Genomic DNA, 15,626 nt, shown 5'->3' with positions numbered 1-15,626 from the left:
CAGCGCCACGCCTCCCTCACGGACACGCCATCATGCAGTTTGAAGTGCGCGCGCTTTCCACGGACCAGGCCATCGCTACCTTGCACACGTGCGTGATCGACGGCCGCGACGAGGCCGACGCGCGCCGCCAGGCCGAGGCGCGCGGCTTGTTCGTCAGCGCCATCCGTCCCTTGCGGGCCACGCCGTTCAGCGCGGCCGGGCGCCAGCGCGCGCGGGCCCTGCCCCTGCTGCTGTTCAGCCAGGAATTGCTGGCGCTGCTGCAAGCGGGCCTGGGCATCGTCGAGGCGCTGGAAGCCTTGCTGGAAAAGGAAGCGTCGCCAGCCACGCGCAGCGTGCTCACGCGCCTGCTGGAAGGCTTGCGCGAAGGCAAGCGCTTTTCCGCCGTGCTGGCAGAGCAAGCCGAACTGTTCCCGCCCTTGTACATCGGCATCGTCAAGGCGGCCGAAGGCACGAGCGACTTGCCGCGTGCCTTGTCGCGCTATATCGACTACCAGCAGCGCATCGATACGGTGCGCAGTAAAATCGTCAGCGCCGCCATCTATCCCACTATTTTGCTGGCCGTGGGCGGCGGCGTCAGCGCCTTCCTGATCAGCTATGTGGTGCCCCGTTTTGCCGAGGTCTACCAGGGCGCCGGGCGCAATCTGCCGTGGATGTCGCAAGTGATGCTCAGCTGGGGCCAGTTCGTTACGCAGCATGGCGTGCTGCTGTTGCTCGGGCTGCTGATCACCGGCAGCGTCGTGTTCACTGCCGTGCGGCGCGCTCTGCGCCATGGCGGCGTGGCGCGCCTGCTGGCCAAATTGCCCGGCATCGGCGAGCGCGTGCGCATCTATGAACTGTCGCGTTTGTACCTGACCCTGGGCATGCTGGCCGAAGGGGGCATCACCATCGTGCAAGCCATTTCCACGGTGCAGGCGATGGTCTCGCCCGGCATGCAGGCTTCCCTGCAGGGCGCGCGCGGCGCCATCGAGGCGGGCCAGCCCCTGTCATCCGCGTTTGAGCAATATCAGCTGACCACGCCGATCTCGCTGCGCATGCTGCGCGTGGGCGAGCGCACGGGCGACATGGGCCCCATGCTGACGCAGTCGGCAGCCTTTTATGATGGCGAAATCAGCCGCTGGATCGACCGTTTTACGCGCACCTTCGAACCCTTGCTGATGGCCGCCATCGGCCTGGTCGTGGGCGCCATCGTGATCCTGCTGTACATGCCCATCTTCGACCTGGCCGGCGACATTTCATGATGCAGAGCGCAGCCGGATCCACCGTGGCCATCGACCCTGCGCTGCTGCAGCGCGCGCGCCTCCTGAGCCGGCAATCGAAGCGCAGCCTGGTCGAGCAATTGCAGCAATTGAGCGGCATCGACGCGCGCGCCGTGGTGCGCGCACTGGCGCGCCCCTTCGGCCTGGGCGTGCTGGAAACGGCGGACATGCTGGCGTTGTCTCCCGCCTTCGACCGGCTGCCCCTGTCGCAGGCGCTGGCGCGCCACTGCGTGCTGCTGCGCGCCGCCGATGGCCAGCTGGCGGGCGTGATCGCCGACCCTTTTGATCTGGATCTGCAAACCTGGCTCGGGGCGCGCGCCGGGCAGGGCGCCTTGAACGTGCATCTGGCGCTGCAGGCCGATATCGATGCCTATCTGTCGAAGCAGGAAGAATCGGCGCGCGCCGTCGACAGCCTGCTGCCCGGCGCCGCCACTGACGCGCGGCGCGACGGCAAGACGGCGGCCGTGCTGTCGTTCGCCAGCGTGTCGGAAGCGGCCAGCCCCGCCGTCAAGCTGGTCAACTCGACCTTGTACGATGCGCTGAAGGCGGGCGCCTCGGACATCCACCTGGAAAGCACGGCCGGCGGCCTGGCCGTCAAGTACCGGGTCGACGGCGTGCTCGATCACGCCACGGCCGTCAACGGCATCGAAGTGGCGGAACACATCATCTCGCGCCTGAAGGTGCTGGCCGAACTCGATATCGCCGAGCGCCGCGTGCCGCAGGACGGCAGCTTCCGCGTGGAGTCGGGCGGGCGCGAAATCGATTTGCGCGTCTCCATCATGCCCAGCATCCATGGCGAGGATGCCGTCATCCGCATCCTCGACAAGCGCGCCATGATCGAGGCCTACGGCGCGCTGACCCTGGAAGCGCTGGGTTTTGACGCGCCCTCGCTGGAAGCCCTGCGCGCGCTGGCGCAGGAAGCCTACGGCATGCTGCTCGTCACCGGCCCCACGGGCTCGGGCAAGACGACCACCCTGTACGCGGCGCTGACGGAAATCCACAACGGGCGCGAAAAGATCATCACCATCGAAGACCCCGTCGAATACCAGCTGCCCGGCATCTTGCAAATCCCCGTGAATGAAAAGAAGGGGCTGACCTTTGCCAAGGGCTTGCGCTCCATCCTGCGCCACGACCCCGATAAAATCATGGTGGGCGAGATCCGCGACCGCGAGACGGCGGAAATCGCCGTGCAGTCGGCCCTCACGGGCCATCTGGTGCTCACCACCGTGCACGCGAATAATGTGTTCGACGTGTTCGGCCGTTTTACCCACATGGGCATCGACCCGTATGCGTTTGTTTCGGCCCTGAACGGCATCTGGGCGCAGCGCCTGATCCGCACCAACTGTCCCCATTGCGCGGTGGAGTACACGCCGGACGACGCAGAGCTGGCCAGCGTGGGCCTGGCGCGCACCGACGTTGATGCATATCAATTCAAGCAGGGCAAGGGTTGCGGCGATTGCCGCGGCACGGGCTACAAGGGGCGCCGCTCGATCGCCGAGATCCTCGTGCTGACCGATGAAATCCGCGAACTCATCGTCGATAAGAAGCCGATCCGCCAGATCAAGGCGGCCGCGTATGCGAACGGCACGCGCAGCCTGCGCCTGGCGGCGCTGGAACTGGTCAAGCGGGGCGCCACCACCATCACGGAAATCAAGAGGGTCACCCTGCATGCGTAGAGGTTTGGGAATTGGACTGCGCCTGGGCGTGGCGGCGGGCAGCGTCAGCTTGTGGCGCAGCAGCCGCTGGCGCGCGCCCGCCTGGACGCCGCTGGGCGAAGCCGCGTATGCGCGGGACGAGTCGCTGCATGGCGACTTTGCCGCCCTGGGCCAGGCGCTGGCGCAGCTGCTGCCGGCCGGCCAATACGCGGGCTGGCCCTTGTCCGTGGTGCTCGACGATGCGCTGGCGCGCCTGTGGCAAGTGGACATGCCGCAAGGCGCGGCGCGCCTGGCCGACATCGAGGCGGCCGCCGCGCTGCGCTTCCAGTCGCTGTATGGCGATCCTCCCGGCCTGTGGCACAGCAGCAGTGCCTGGGATGCGCGCGCGCCGTTTTTTTGCGCCGTGCCCCGTGCGCTGCTGGCGCAACTGACGCGCGTGGCGGCCGAACGCAAGCTGGCCCTGATTTTTATTACGCCGCAATTCGCGCGCCACTGGAACCGCTGGCACGGCGCCTTGAAGCCGGGCGCCTGGTTCGGCCAGTTGCAGGAAAACGCCTTGACCCTGGGCGTGCGGCACGCTGGCCGCCTGCTTGCCGTGCGCGCGCTGCCCCTGCCACGGGACGCGCAGGATGCAGGCCGCGACTGGCTGGCGCAGACGCTGGCGCGCGAGGCGCTGCTGCAAGGCGTATCGGCACCCGCGCTGCTGCAGCTGTGCGGCGCGCCGCCGGCGGGCTGGCTGGCACCGGCGCAAGCGTTCCATTGCCAGATTTTCTCCACGCCGGACGGCGAAGCCGCCCTGTCGCCGGCCGCCTGCCTGGCCCGCAGCGGAGGCGTGGCATGACGCGCCTCGATATCGATTTCGCGCCGCCAGGCTGGCGCCGCAGCCTGCGGCGCGTGCCCGCCTGGGCGTGGTGCGCGGGCGCGCTGGGCGTGGCCTTGATCGTCACGGCGGCCTGCAGCGGCAGCGCCGCGCTGCGGCGCCAGCAGGCAAGCGAGGCGCAATGGCAGCGCGCGCAACAGCGCGTGGCGGCCGCCATGCAGGGACCGGCGCCTGCGCCGCCAGTGCCGATCGCGCCCGCGCAGGCGGCGGCCGTGAATGCGGCCATCCTGCAATTGAACCTGCCGTGGCGCGACGTGCAGGATGCGCTGGCCAGCGCCACGCCGCCCGCCATCGCGCTGCTGGCGCTGGAGCCGGACGCGCGCAAGCGGGTATTGAAGATCACCGCCGAAACCACCAGTAGCGACGCCATGGTGGCGTATGTGGCGCAATTGAAGCGGCAGGAGCTGTTCGGCGCCAGGGTGCAGCTGCTGCGCCATGAAATCAATGCGCTCGACCCGAACAAACCCTTGCGCTTCCAGCTTGAAGCGCGCTGGGGCACGCCATGATGGCCATCGACATCAATATCTTGCGCCTGCGCGCGCAACTGCTGCTGCGCCGCCTGGGCGCGCCCGCCTGCATCGCCGTGGCCTTGCTCGCACTGGGCGTGGCCGCCTGGGCGTGGGCATGGCAACAGCGGGCCGTGGCGGCGCAGCTGGAAGCGCGCCCCTTGCCGCAGCCAGCGCTGGCTGTGGCGGCCCTGGCGCCGCCGGCCACGGCCAGCGAGAACCTGGCGCGCTTTTATGCCACCCTGGGACAGCAGCGCCACGCGGAGCAGCAGGTCAAGCAGCTGTTCGACCTGGCCGCGAAAAACGGCTTGCTGCTGGCGCAGGGCGAATACAAGAGCGGCTACGACAAGGCCAGCCGTGTCGCCACATACCAGGTGACCCTGCCGCTGAAAGGCAGTTATGCGGCCGTGTGGCAGTTCGCGCTGCAGGCGCTGCGCGCCATGCCCTTCGCTTCGCTCGACGAACTGAGTTTTCGCCGCGAGCAGATCGCCGACACGCAGCTCGAAGCGCGTATGCGCCTGACGTTTTATTTAGCTGACAGCGTGGGAGCGGCGCCATGACCCCGCGCCACTGGCTCATGCTGGCCGGCGTGCTGGGCGCGGGCGCCTTGCTGCTGTTCGGCGAGCGCCAGCCCGTGGCCGAGGTGGCCGAGGCGGTCGAGCGCGCCGTCGCCCCCGCGCGCCATGCCGCCGCCAGGCCGCCGGCCGCGCAGCCGGCCATCCTGGCCTTGCTGCCGCGCAGCGAAGTGGCGGGCGAGGATGGCGACACCTTTGGCGGCGCCGGCGCCGTCTTCCACAGCCAGGACTGGACACCGCCGCCGCCGAAGGTGGCCGCCGTCGCGCCACCTCCGCCACCGCCGCCGATGGCGCCGCCGCTGCCCTTCGTCTACCTGGGCAAGGCAGCCGCCGACGGCGCCTGGGAAGTGTTTTTGTCGCGCGCCGACAAGACGTATATCGTGCGCGCCAATACCGTCATCGATGGCGCCTACAAGGTCGCGGCGATCGCGCCGCCCGTCATGACGCTCACTTATCTGCCGTTGAACCAGGTTCAGCAGCTCAACATTGGAGTTTCCGAGTGATGTCTCGTTCCTTTTCATCGGCGCTGCTGCCGGTACTGCTGGCGCTGCTGTCCGGCTGCGCAGGGCAGCAAGCCTACCGCGACGGGCGCGAGCTGATTGCGCAAGATCACATCCCGGCCGGCCTGCAAAAGCTGCAGGAGGCGCTGCAGCAAGACCCCGGCAACGCGCAGTACCGCAGCGCGTATCTGCAGGCGCGCGAACGGGCCACCAGCAGCCGCTTGCTGCAGGCCGAGCGCCAGGCGCAGGCGGGGCAGGGCGAGCTGGCGCGCGCGTCCTTCCTCGGCGTGCTGGAAATCGATGCGCAGAACGAGCGCGCCAGCAGCGGCTTGCGCGCGCTCGAACGCGAACAGCGCCAGGGGAAATTGCTGGCCGATGCGCGCACGGCGTTTGATGCAAAACAATACGACCCGGCGCGCCAGCGCCTGAACGCCATCCTCACCGAGCAGCCGAACCATGCGGGCGCGCGCGCGCTGCTGCGCGAGGTCGATGAAAAAACGGCGCCGCCCATCGTCGAATCGGGCCTGGCCAAGTCGTACAAGCAGCCGATCACCATCGAGTTCCGCGACGCGCCGTTAAAACAGGTGTTCGAGCTGATCGCGCGCCGCTCGGGCCTCAATTTCGTCTTCGACAAGGACGTCAAGGCGGACGCGAAAACGTCGATCTTCCTGAAGAACAGCACGGTGGAATCGGCCGTGTACTTCCTGCTGGTGACGAACCAGCTGGAGCAGCAGGTGATGGATGCGAACACCATTTTGATCTATCCCAATGTGGCGGCGAAAGTGAAGGAATACCAGGAAGTGCTGGTCAAGACCTTCTTCCTGGCGAACGCGGACGCCAGGCAGGTGGCCAACACGCTCAAGACCATCTTGAAGATGCGCGACGTGGTGGCCGATGAAAAGCTCAACCTTGTCATCGTGCGCGACACGCCCGAGGCGATCCGCCTGGCCGAGCGCCTGATCGCGCTGCAGGACGTGCCTGAGGCGGAAGTGGTGCTGGAGCTGGAAATCCTCGAAGTCAAGCGCAGCCGCCTGCTGGAACTGGGCGTGGCCTGGCCATCGAGCCTGACCCTGACGCCACTTTCCACCTCGGGCGGGATAGGGCTGACCATCAACGACCTGAATAATCTGAACCAGCGCACCATCGGCGTGAGCGACCTGTCCGTGACGGCGAACGCCAAGAAGACGGATGGCGATGCGAACATCCTGGCCAACCCGCGCATCCGCGTGCGCAACCGCGAAAAGGCGAAGTTCGTCATCGGCGACCGGGTGCCCGTGGTGACCACCACGATTTCGCCGGGCACGGGCGGCTTCGCTTCCGAGTCGATCAGCTACCTGGACGTGGGGCTGACGGTGAACGCCGAGCCGACCATTTACCTGAATAACGAGGTGGGCATCCGCATTTCGCTCGAAGTGAGCAACCTGGGGGCGGCCACCACCACCCGCAGCGGCTCGACCCTGTACCAGATCGGCACGCGCCAGGCCTCGACCATGCTGCAATTGAAGGATGGCGAAAACCAGGTGCTGGCGGGCCTGATCAACAATGAAGAGCGCAGCTCGGGCAACAAGGTGCCTGGCCTGGGCGATATTCCCGTGCTGGGGCGTTTGTTCGGCAGCAGCAAGGACGACAGCCAGAAGACGGAGATCGTGCTGTCGGTCACGCCGCACCTGGTGCGCACGGTGCAGCGTCCGGAAGCGAAGGAATCGGAATTCTCGGCCGGCACGGAAGGCAGCTTCCGCCGCCGTCCCGACATGGCGGCCAGGGCGCCCACGCAGATGCCGGGCACGGTGATCGTGCGTTCCGGCCCGTCGGCCGTCGGCATGCAGCCGGCGCCGGCGCAGCCGCTGATGGCGCCGGGACAGGTGCCGCCGATCGTGCCACCGGCATTGCCGCAGAGCGTGCCCGCGCCGGAAGTGGCGCCGTCGCCCGAACCGGCCGCCTCGCCGCTGCCGATATCGTCGGGCCAGCCCGTGCCGCTGCAGGCGTCGCCCTTGCCGCTGTCGTCGAGCCAGCCGGTGCCGGTCGCCAAATGAGGCTGGCGCGCACGCCCGGCGGTTTTACCCTGATCGAGCTGCTGGTGACCCTGGCCATCCTCGGCGTGCTGGGCACCCTGGTGGTGCCCGTCACGCAGGTGGCCATGCAGCGGCGTCAGGAGCAGGACTTGCGGCGCGCGCTGCGCGAGATCCGCCAGGGGCTCGACGCCTATAAACGGGCCGGCGACGAAGGGCGCATCGTGCGGGCGCCCGACGCCAGCGGTTATCCGAAAAGCCTGGAACTGCTGGTCGAAGGCGTGCCGGACCAGCGCAACCCGAAGCGCGGCAAACTGTTTTTCCTGCGCCGCGTGCCGCGCGACCCGTTCAACGCAGACGCGGGCCTGAGCGATGCGCAGACCTGGGGCAAGCGCAGCTACGCCAGCGAGGCGGCTGAACCGCGCGAAGGCGATGACGTCTACGATGTGTACTCCACGTCCAGCAAGACCGGCTTGAACAACGTGCCTTACCGTCTATGGTGAACCATGGCTGCTGACATCCTTGCTGCCCGCAGGCGCGGCTTTACCCTGATCGAATTGCTGGTGGTGCTAGGCATCGTGGCGCTGCTGCTGACCCTGGCCGTGCCCCGCTACTTTCCCAGCCTCGACAAGGCGAAGGAAACCGTGCTGGCGGATAATCTACGCAACCTGCGCGCCACCATCGACCAGTTCCACGGCGATACGGGCCGTTATCCCGATTCCCTGGAGCAACTTGTGGAAAAGAAATACCTGCGCGCCATGCCCGTCGATCCCATCACGGACAGCGACGCCAGCTGGCTCATCGTGCCGCCGCCCGACGACACGCCGGGCCAGGTGTATGACGTGAAAAGCGGTGCGCCCGGCAAGGACCGCAGCGGCACGCCGTTTGCCGACTGGTAGCGGCCATGCATCGTTCTGCGCGCCGCCAGCGCGGTTTCACTTACCTGGGCCTGATCATCCTGGTGGCCATCCTGGGCCTGGTGGGGGCGGCCGGGCTGAAGATGGGTTCCCTGCTGCAGCGCCAGGCGGCCGAGCAGGAGTTGCTCGATATCGGCGCGCAGTTTGCCGATGCGTTGCAAAGCTACGCGGGTGCCACGCCCGCCGGCCAGCCGCAGCAGCCGGCGACGCTTTCCGCCTTGCTGCGCGATCCCCGCTTTCCGCAAGTGCGCCGCCATTTGCGCAAGCTGTATGTCGACCCCATCACGGGGCGCGCCGAATGGGGCTTGCTGTACCAGCCGGGCAGCCGCGGCATCATCGGCGTGCATAGCCTGTCGTCGTCCGCGCCCTTAAAAGTGGGCAATTTCGACGCCCGATTCACTGGTTTCGAAGGCAAGGCGCACCTGTCCGAGTGGCAGTTTGTCGCCGGCGGCCCCGTGCCGCCGGCAGGGCTGGCTCTCGTGCCGGCTGAGGTGGACACGGGCAAGCCGCCCGCCTTGTTTCCTCCTGCCGCGCCAGCGTCCGCCGTGCCCGAGGTGGTGCCGCCGGAGGAAGAGGCCGGCGCGCAGCAGGAAGCGGCAAACCCGTTGTAACCATAAGTCAATGGAGCGCGATACAGAGAGAACTATTTTCACTGGGAAATCCTCCGGCATGCGTAACCATTCCATAGAGGAAATACTTATTTCAAATGAAATTTAAATAAAATAATTACAAGTAATTTGATGTCTTTATGATACCATTTTGTTTGGTACTTTCAGTACTCAAGCGATGGCTGGCCCATCTGGCGGCCATAAATTACTTTTAAGGGATAATTTATGAAATTGAAATTTATCGCGGCAGGCATTCTGGCTGCAGCTTCGTTCAGCGCATCGGCTGCAACGTATGAGCTGGGTGTCCTGGATCCTGATACAACCGATACGCTGTCGGGAATTAGCACCAAAATCCCGACGTTTTTCCAGGTCGATGATTCCTGGACCTTTAAATTGCTGACGCCATCGTGGACCTCGCTGGCCTTCCTGCAAACGTTTACCTCGCCGGAAGGGGCAGTCCAGGATATTACGGCCACCTTGCTTGGATATCGCAATGACAAAGGCGGCTTCGTCAAGCGCACGGCGATAGGCATGCAAAGCCTGAGTTGGGCTGGTCCATGGGAATTGGACGCCGGTGAGTACACTGTGCGCGTGACCGGCGTGACCAGCCTGACACGGGCCCAGTATATGGGGACGGTATCGGCCCGGCCCGTGCCGGAACCGGAAACCTACGGCATGCTGCTGGGCGGCCTGGCGCTGGTCGGCTTCGCGCTCCGCCGCCGCGCCCGCAAGGCTGTTTGATTTTTTCCTGGCCAGAATGACAAAACCCGCCGAGGCGGGTTTTTTTGTTTCTACAACGTCCTGCGCATGTTGTCACGCGTGGCGCTTGAAGTCGCGGAAGCGGAAGCCAACCGCAAATAACGTCGCAAAGTACGCCACGCCGCACACGGCCACCACCAGGGCCAGCGCGCCGGCCCGCAGCAGCGGATGGGCTTGCATGGCGATCCAGTCGATGCGCAGGGCGCCAGCATACGCCACGCCGCCCATCACGATGAGGGCCGGCAGCAGGCGCGCGAAGAATTTGGCCCAGCCCGGTTTCGGCTGGTAAATGCCGCGCTTGCGCAAGCCCCAGTACAGGAAACTGGCGTTCAGGCAGGCGCCCAGGCCGATCGACAGGGCCAGGCCGGCCACGGCGATGTAGGGCACGAACAGCAGATTCATCAGCTGCGTGGCGATCAGCACGCCGATGGCGATTTTCACGGGCGTGCGGATGTCCTGGCGCGCATAGAACGCGGGCGCCAGGGTTTTTACCAAGATAATGCCGATCAAGCCCAGGCTGTAGGCCACCAGCGGCTGCGTCGACATGGTGACGGATTCGGCCGTAAACTTGCCGTAGTGAAATAATGTCGCGATCAGGGGCGTGGCCAGGGTCGCCATGCCGACGGCGGCGGGCAGGGCCAGCAAAAAGGTCAGGCGCAAGCCCCAGTCCAGCAGGGCCGAGTATTCCGTCTTGTCGCCATCCACGTTGGCTTTCGACAGGCTGGGCAGCAAGATGGTGCCCAGGGCCACGCCCAGCATGGCGGTCGGAAACTCCATCAGGCGGTCCGCGTACGACAGCCAGGAAATGCTGCCCTCGGCCAGGCGCGAGGCGATGCTGGTGTTGATCATCAGGCTGATCTGCGCCGCCGAGACGGCAAACACGGCCGGTCCCATCTTTTTCAGCACGCGGCGCACGCCGCCGTCGGACAGGCCGATGGCGGGATTGAGCGACAGGCGCGGCAGCATGCCGATCTTGATCAGCGCGGGAATCTGGATGGCCACCTGCAGCAGGCCGCCGGCGAACACGGCAATGGCCATGGCGTAGATCGGCTGTTTTAAATAGGGCGCGAGGAACAGCGAGGCGGCGATGAAGGACAGGTTCAGCAGCACCGGCGTAAACGCGGGTATCTTGAATTCGCGCCAGGTATTCAAGATGCCGCCGGCCAGGGCCACGAAGGACATGCAAGTAATATAAGGGAACATCAGCCGCGTCATCCACACGGCCGCGTCGAAGGCGCCCGGGTCCTTGGACAGGCCCGTGGCGATCGCATACACGAACCACGGCGCGCCGACGATGCCGATGGCGGACACGAGCAAGGTGGCCCAGACGAGGGTGGTGGCCACATGGTCGGCCAGTTGCTTGCTCGCTTCCTGGCCATGCTGGTTCTTGTATTCAGACAAGATCGGCACGAAGGCTTGCGAGAACGCGCCCTCGGCAAACAAGCGGCGCAACAGGTTGGGGATGCGGAAGGCAACGATGAAGGCGTCCGTGTAGGCGCCGGCGCCAAAGGCGCGCGCGAACAGGCTTTCGCGCAATAATCCGGTTACACGGGACAGCATGGTCATGCTGGAAATGGCGGCGAGGGTTTTAAGCAAGTTCATGGGGGCAGATTATAGCCGGGCGCAGTGCCGGAAAACGCTTAAAATATGGTAACAATTGCCGCCGATCCGCTGCCGATTCGCCCTTGCCAGCCCCATTTTCAGGTGTTTTTGGCGTCACACACGGTTTTTTGATTTGCTCCCGCTTGAAAATATCGCTATAATCGAAGGCTGTACAGAATTCTGTTACGCAGACACTAATGTTTGACAGGCACTGGTTTGGCACACATGGTTCGGCAGACGCACAGAACGCACCGGTTGGCAAACACTAATGTTTGCAAACGCACTTTGACCCTGTTTTAGGAAATTCCATGGCAAATACCGCACAAGCGCGCAAACGCGCTCGTCAAGCAGTTAAGCAAAACGCACACAATTCGTCCCAACGTTCGACCTTGCGCACGGCTATCAAAGCTGCTCGCAAAGCGATCCAGGGCGGCGACAAGGCAGCTGCTGCTGCAATCTTCCAGGCATCCGTGTCGACCATCGACCGTATCGCTGACAAGAAGATCATCCACAAAAACAAGGCAGCTCGCCATAAGAGCCGTCTGGCAGCTGCTTTGAAAGCACTGTCCGCTTAATATTCGCCAGCAGGCAAGCCACCACGGTGGCCTTGTCTGTGCCGGTACGCTGGCACTGGTTGAAAAGCAAAAACCCGCAGATTCGTTCTGGCGGGTTTTTTCGCGTTTTTATCCGGATTTTTAAGGCCGCGTCCGCCAGCGGCCGGCCGCCACGGCCTAGCGTGCCGCCGGCAGGTTGCCGATGCTCATGCCCGGCTTGATATTCTTTTGCTTGAACCAGCCCAGGTGCATTTCCAGCGCATAGCGCACGGGCACGGTCTTCGTGGAGCAATGGCTGTCGAGCGTATGCGGCTGCATGTCTTCGATGTTGACGATCTTGCCGCTGGCATCGATAAAGGCCACCGACAGGGGCAGCGGCGTGTTCTTCATCCACATGCATTGCGTGGACGGATTGCCAAAGACGAACAGCATGCCCGCATTCGCCTCCATCTTTTCACGGTACATCAAGCCCTGCTCGCGTTGTGCTTCCGTGGCGGCCACTTCCGCCTGGATCAGATGCATGCCGGCCGACAGTTGCACGCCCCTGGTTTGCGCCTGGGCCATGCTGGCGCAAGATAACAAGGCGATGGACAGGCCGAGACGGCGTAGGGAATTTTTCATGGGGCGGGATGGTGGCTGCGAAGCGGCGATTAAGCCATGCTGGCGGCTGCCTGGTCAAGCATGCTGCCTGTCCGCGCCGAAAGCGTGGGGTTACAGCAACATAGTCGCTGCCGTAACCCCGGGGATTGCGCTTACTTCACGGGCTTGCCTGCTTCAGCGGCCGGCTGCTTCGACTTGCGGGACTGGGGAACCAGGCGCGGCGCATCGGTGGCGGCCGAGGCCTTGGTTGATGCGCCCGAACGTGCCGCATCCGTCGCGGCCGACGCGTTGACGGTGGCCGACGCCGGCGGCACCGGCTTGACGGCGTCGGTGGCGGCCGAGGCGTGGCTGGCGGCCGAGGCGGGTGGCGGCTTGACGGCATCGGTCGCGGCGGAAGCGTGCACCTTGGCGCCCGATTGCGCCAGTGCAGCGCCAGCGAGCAGGGAAGCGGCCAGGGCCAGGATTACTTTTGTCATCATCTTTCCTTTTCAGTCATGTTAAGGTGGGATGATTTTAATGCATTATCTAAAAATAAATAGTGCTTATTGGCAAAATTCAATGCCGAGGCTGTTTTTTCTTGTCCCGCTCACGTTTTTCCGATGTTCTCGGCCGGCACTTCGCACCATTCTCCTGGCAGCAAGGGGTGGCTGGCCAGCGAGAACGGGCCGATGGCGCTGCGCACCAGGCGCAGGGTGGGCAGGCCGACGGCGGCCGTCATGCGCCGCACTTGCCGGTTTTTTCCCTCTTTTAAGGTGATCGCCAGCCACGAGGTGGGCTTGTCGGCGCGCGCGCGGATGGGCGGATTGCGCGGCCACAGCCAGTCCGGCTCGGCGATGCGCACGGCCTTGCACGGTTTGGTGATGAAGTCGCCCAGGTCCAGCGGCGCCTGCAGGCGCGCCAGGCTGGCCGCATCGGGCACGCCATCGACCTGCACCAGATAGGTTTTCGCTTCCTTGCGGTCCGGGTGGCTGATCTCGTGCTGCAGGCGGCCGTCGTCCGTCAGCAGCAGCAAGCCTTCGCTGTCGGCGTCGAGCCGGCCGGCCGGGTAGATGCCGGGAATGGTGAGGTGGTCGGCCAGAGTGGTGCGGCCGTCCTGCGGCGAAAACTGGCACAGGACCTGGAACGGTTTATTGAAGAGGATGAGTGGCATGCTGGTAGAGGAATTGATGCAAACGATGGTGGCTGCTGGTTGGCGCCGCAAAAGCGTGGCGCCCTGTAAGATACTGGTGCATAATGTGAAACGTAAGTCTTATGTCTTATAGAAGACATAGGCGGTATGGCAACGAGGTTCTTTGGCGCCGTGAATGGCCCGGGTGTTCTTTCCCTGCTAAAGTGCGTTGTTGCCGCCATGTTCGGACTTGTTTTTGTAAACTCTGCAACCGCAGAGCGCGTCGCCGGCCCGTGTTGCCCGCCAGCGGTGTGTCCCACTTCGGAGATCACGATGTATCAACATATCACTGTACCTGCTGACGGCCAAAAAATCACCGTCAACGCCGATTTTTCGCTGAATGTACCAGATAATCCCATCGTTCCCTTCATTGAAGGCGATGGCACGGGCATCGATATCAGCCCGGTCATGATCAAGGTGATCGACGCGGCCGTGGCCAAGGCCTACGGCGGCGCGCGCAAGATCAGCTGGATGGAAATCTACGCGGGCGAAAAATCGACGAATGTGTACGGCCCCGATGTGTGGTTGCCGGAAGAAACCTTGCAAGTGCTGAAAGATTACGTGGTCTCCATCAAGGGCCCGCTGACGACGCCCGTCGGCGGCGGCATCCGCTCGCTGAACGTGGCACTGCGCCAGCAGCTCGACCTGTACGTCTGCCTGCGTCCCGTGCGCTATTTCACGGGCGTGCCGTCGCCCGTGAAAGAGCCGGAAAAGACGGATATGGTGATTTTCCGCGAAAACTCGGAAGACATCTACGCCGGCATCGAATACCAGCAAGGCTCGCCCGAAGCCAGGAAATTGATGGATTTCCTGATCAATGAAATGGGCGTGACGAAAATCCGCTTCCCGGCCACCTCGGGCCTGGGCATCAAGCCCGTGTCCATCGAAGGCACGCAGCGCCTGGTGCGCAAGGCCATCCAGTACGCGATCGACAATGACAAGCCTTCCGTGACGATTGTGCACAAAGGCAACATCATGAAGTACACGGAAGGCGGCTTCCGCGACTGGGCGTATGCGCTGGCGCAAAAGGAATTCGGCGCCGAGCTGATCGATGGCGGCCCCTGGTGCAAGTTCAAGAATCCGAAGACGGGCCGCGACATCATCGTCAAGGATTCCATCGCTGACGCGTTCCTGCAACAGATCTTGCTGCGTCCGGCCGAATACAGTGTCATCGCCACCCTGAATCTGAACGGCGATTACATTTCCGACGCGCTGGCGGCGCAAGTGGGCGGCATCGGCATCGCGCCGGGCGCCAACCTGTCCGATTCCGTCGCCATGTTCGAAGCGACGCACGGCACGGCGCCGAAGTACGCGGGCAAGGATTACGTGAACCCCGGTTCGCTGATCCTGTCGGCGGAAATGATGCTGCGCCACATGGGCTGGCTGGAAGCGGCCGACCTGATTATTTCTTCGATGCAAAAGTCGATCGCCTCGAAGCGCGTCACCTACGATTTCGCCCGTCTGATGGAAGGCGCCACGCAAGTGTCGTGCTCCGGTTTCGGCGAGGTCATGATCGAGCACATGTAACAAGAGCGGTGGGGCAGGGTGCAGCGCACCCTGCGGACGAAAAAAAACCCCGCTTCAAGGAAACGGGGTTTTTCACATCTGAGGGCCGGCGATGCTTAGGCTGCTTGGATGTTGGAAGCTTGCTTGCCTTTAGGGCCTTGCGTGACTTCGAATTGAACTTTTTGACCTTCTTTGAGGGTCTTGAAACCGTTCATGTTGATTGCGGAGAAATGAGCAAACAAATCTTCGCCGCCATCATCTGGAGTGATGAAGCCAAAACCTTTGGAATCATTGAACCACTTAACTGTACCTGTTGCCATAAAAAGAACTTTCAAAATTAAAACAAATCACACGAGCCATAAAAGCAAGAAGCTTCTTGCCCCCTCCTCGACGTCTCACTTCTTATCAAGCTGTACATTACTGCAACAGTCGATACAGCATTGTTGGCGGAATAAATAATGAAGTCAAGCGCTTTTCCATCGATATTGCCAAATTCTTCACGACAACCAAAAAAGCAACTCTTGATTTTGA

Annotated in this window: 18 protein-coding genes; 13 read left to right on the top strand and 5 right to left on the bottom strand. The window is 63.8% G+C overall.

Annotation, left to right across the window (positions count from 1 at the left end):
• The first annotated feature begins 32 nt into the window (after positions 1 to 32).
• From IGS61_RS03840 to IGS61_RS03790, 11 genes are all read left to right on the top strand, one after another.
• Positions 33 to 1,238 carry a type II secretion system F family protein gene (locus IGS61_RS03840; RefSeq protein ID WP_230538401.1) on the top strand — a complete coding sequence of 402 codons (1,206 nt, stop codon included), beginning with the start codon at positions 33 to 35 and terminating at the stop codon, positions 1,236 to 1,238.
• Positions 1,238 to 2,932 carry a GspE/PulE family protein gene (locus IGS61_RS03835; RefSeq protein WP_230538819.1) on the top strand — a complete coding sequence of 565 codons (1,695 nt, stop codon included), beginning with the start codon at positions 1,238 to 1,240 and terminating at the stop codon, positions 2,930 to 2,932. Before IGS61_RS03840 ends, IGS61_RS03835 begins: the two co-directional genes overlap by 1 nt.
• A complete protein-coding gene (locus IGS61_RS03830) occupies positions 2,925 to 3,752 on the top strand; it encodes a hypothetical protein (protein WP_230538400.1) in 828 nt (275 codons plus the stop codon). Before IGS61_RS03835 ends, IGS61_RS03830 begins: the two co-directional genes overlap by 8 nt.
• The gene (locus tag IGS61_RS03825) at positions 3,749 to 4,297 is read left to right on the top strand and encodes a hypothetical protein (RefSeq protein WP_230538399.1); all 549 of its coding nucleotides are present in this window, start codon (positions 3,749 to 3,751) and stop codon (positions 4,295 to 4,297) included. The genes IGS61_RS03830 and IGS61_RS03825 overlap by 4 nt, the downstream gene beginning before the upstream one ends.
• Positions 4,294 to 4,857 carry a hypothetical protein gene (locus IGS61_RS03820; RefSeq protein WP_230538398.1) on the top strand — a complete coding sequence of 188 codons (564 nt, stop codon included), beginning with the start codon at positions 4,294 to 4,296 and terminating at the stop codon, positions 4,855 to 4,857. Before IGS61_RS03825 ends, IGS61_RS03820 begins: the two co-directional genes overlap by 4 nt.
• Complete coding sequence (locus tag IGS61_RS03815; protein WP_230538397.1) at positions 4,854 to 5,375, top strand: hypothetical protein; 522 nt, start codon at positions 4,854 to 4,856, stop codon at positions 5,373 to 5,375. The genes IGS61_RS03820 and IGS61_RS03815 overlap by 4 nt, the downstream gene beginning before the upstream one ends.
• On the top strand, positions 5,375 to 7,405 hold the full coding sequence (locus IGS61_RS03810) for a secretin N-terminal domain-containing protein (RefSeq protein WP_230538818.1): 2,031 nt from the start codon (positions 5,375 to 5,377) through the stop codon (positions 7,403 to 7,405). Before IGS61_RS03815 ends, IGS61_RS03810 begins: the two co-directional genes overlap by 1 nt.
• Entirely contained in the window at positions 7,402 to 7,884 is a 483-nt protein-coding gene (locus tag IGS61_RS03805; RefSeq protein WP_230538396.1) for a type II secretion system protein, read from the top strand. Before IGS61_RS03810 ends, IGS61_RS03805 begins: the two co-directional genes overlap by 4 nt.
• A gap of 3 nt (positions 7,885 to 7,887) precedes the next feature.
• Complete coding sequence (locus IGS61_RS03800) at positions 7,888 to 8,280, top strand: type II secretion system protein (protein ID WP_230538395.1); 393 nt, start codon at positions 7,888 to 7,890, stop codon at positions 8,278 to 8,280.
• A gap of 5 nt (positions 8,281 to 8,285) precedes the next feature.
• Positions 8,286 to 8,909, top strand: a complete 624-nt coding sequence (locus tag IGS61_RS03795; protein WP_230538394.1) for a type II secretion system protein — start codon at positions 8,286 to 8,288, stop codon at positions 8,907 to 8,909.
• A 222-nt stretch (positions 8,910 to 9,131) separates the two neighbouring features.
• Complete coding sequence (locus IGS61_RS03790; RefSeq protein ID WP_230538393.1) at positions 9,132 to 9,647, top strand: FxDxF family PEP-CTERM protein; 516 nt, start codon at positions 9,132 to 9,134, stop codon at positions 9,645 to 9,647.
• 72 nt (positions 9,648 to 9,719) lie between these two features.
• Here the strand turns inward: IGS61_RS03790 and murJ are convergent, their stop codons facing one another.
• Positions 9,720 to 11,267, bottom strand: coding sequence for a murein biosynthesis integral membrane protein MurJ (gene murJ, locus IGS61_RS03785; protein WP_230538392.1), 1,548 nt, complete (start codon positions 11,265 to 11,267; stop codon positions 9,720 to 9,722).
• A 308-nt stretch (positions 11,268 to 11,575) separates the two neighbouring features.
• On the opposite strand from murJ, the gene rpsT reads away from it, so the two are divergent.
• Entirely contained in the window at positions 11,576 to 11,842 is a 267-nt protein-coding gene (gene rpsT / locus IGS61_RS03780; RefSeq protein ID WP_010395935.1) for a 30S ribosomal protein S20, read from the top strand.
• Positions 11,843 to 11,998: 156 nt separating this feature from the next.
• Here rpsT and IGS61_RS03775 read toward each other — a convergent pair whose 3' ends face one another.
• The 3 genes from IGS61_RS03775 to IGS61_RS03765 all read right to left on the bottom strand — a co-directional run bounded on the left by IGS61_RS03775 (position 11,999) and on the right by IGS61_RS03765 (position 13,571).
• Positions 11,999 to 12,442 carry a DUF192 domain-containing protein gene (locus tag IGS61_RS03775; protein WP_230538391.1) on the bottom strand — a complete coding sequence of 148 codons (444 nt, stop codon included), beginning with the start codon at positions 12,440 to 12,442 and terminating at the stop codon, positions 11,999 to 12,001.
• Positions 12,443 to 12,573: 131 nt separating this feature from the next.
• A complete protein-coding gene (locus tag IGS61_RS03770; protein ID WP_230538390.1) occupies positions 12,574 to 12,897 on the bottom strand; it encodes a hypothetical protein in 324 nt (107 codons plus the stop codon).
• Between the two features lie 110 nt (positions 12,898 to 13,007).
• Positions 13,008 to 13,571 carry a pseudouridine synthase gene (locus tag IGS61_RS03765; RefSeq protein WP_230538389.1) on the bottom strand — a complete coding sequence of 188 codons (564 nt, stop codon included), beginning with the start codon at positions 13,569 to 13,571 and terminating at the stop codon, positions 13,008 to 13,010.
• A gap of 291 nt (positions 13,572 to 13,862) precedes the next feature.
• Here IGS61_RS03765 and icd point away from each other — a divergent pair, with 291 nt between their 5' ends.
• A complete protein-coding gene (gene icd / locus IGS61_RS03760) occupies positions 13,863 to 15,116 on the top strand; it encodes an NADP-dependent isocitrate dehydrogenase (protein ID WP_230538388.1) in 1,254 nt (417 codons plus the stop codon).
• A gap of 95 nt (positions 15,117 to 15,211) precedes the next feature.
• Here icd and cspE read toward each other — a convergent pair whose 3' ends face one another.
• On the bottom strand, positions 15,212 to 15,415 hold the full coding sequence (gene cspE / locus IGS61_RS03755; protein WP_010395943.1) for a transcription antiterminator/RNA stability regulator CspE: 204 nt from the start codon (positions 15,413 to 15,415) through the stop codon (positions 15,212 to 15,214).
• Between the last annotated feature and the right edge of the window lie 211 nt (positions 15,416 to 15,626).

It is taken from the genome of Janthinobacterium sp. FW305-129 (genome assembly GCF_020858115.1).
In the GTDB taxonomy this organism is placed as follows: domain Bacteria; phylum Pseudomonadota; class Gammaproteobacteria; order Burkholderiales; family Burkholderiaceae_D; genus Janthinobacterium.
The sequence above is the reverse complement of the archived record's forward strand: the minus strand, read 5'-3'. Positions and strand labels throughout refer to the sequence as shown.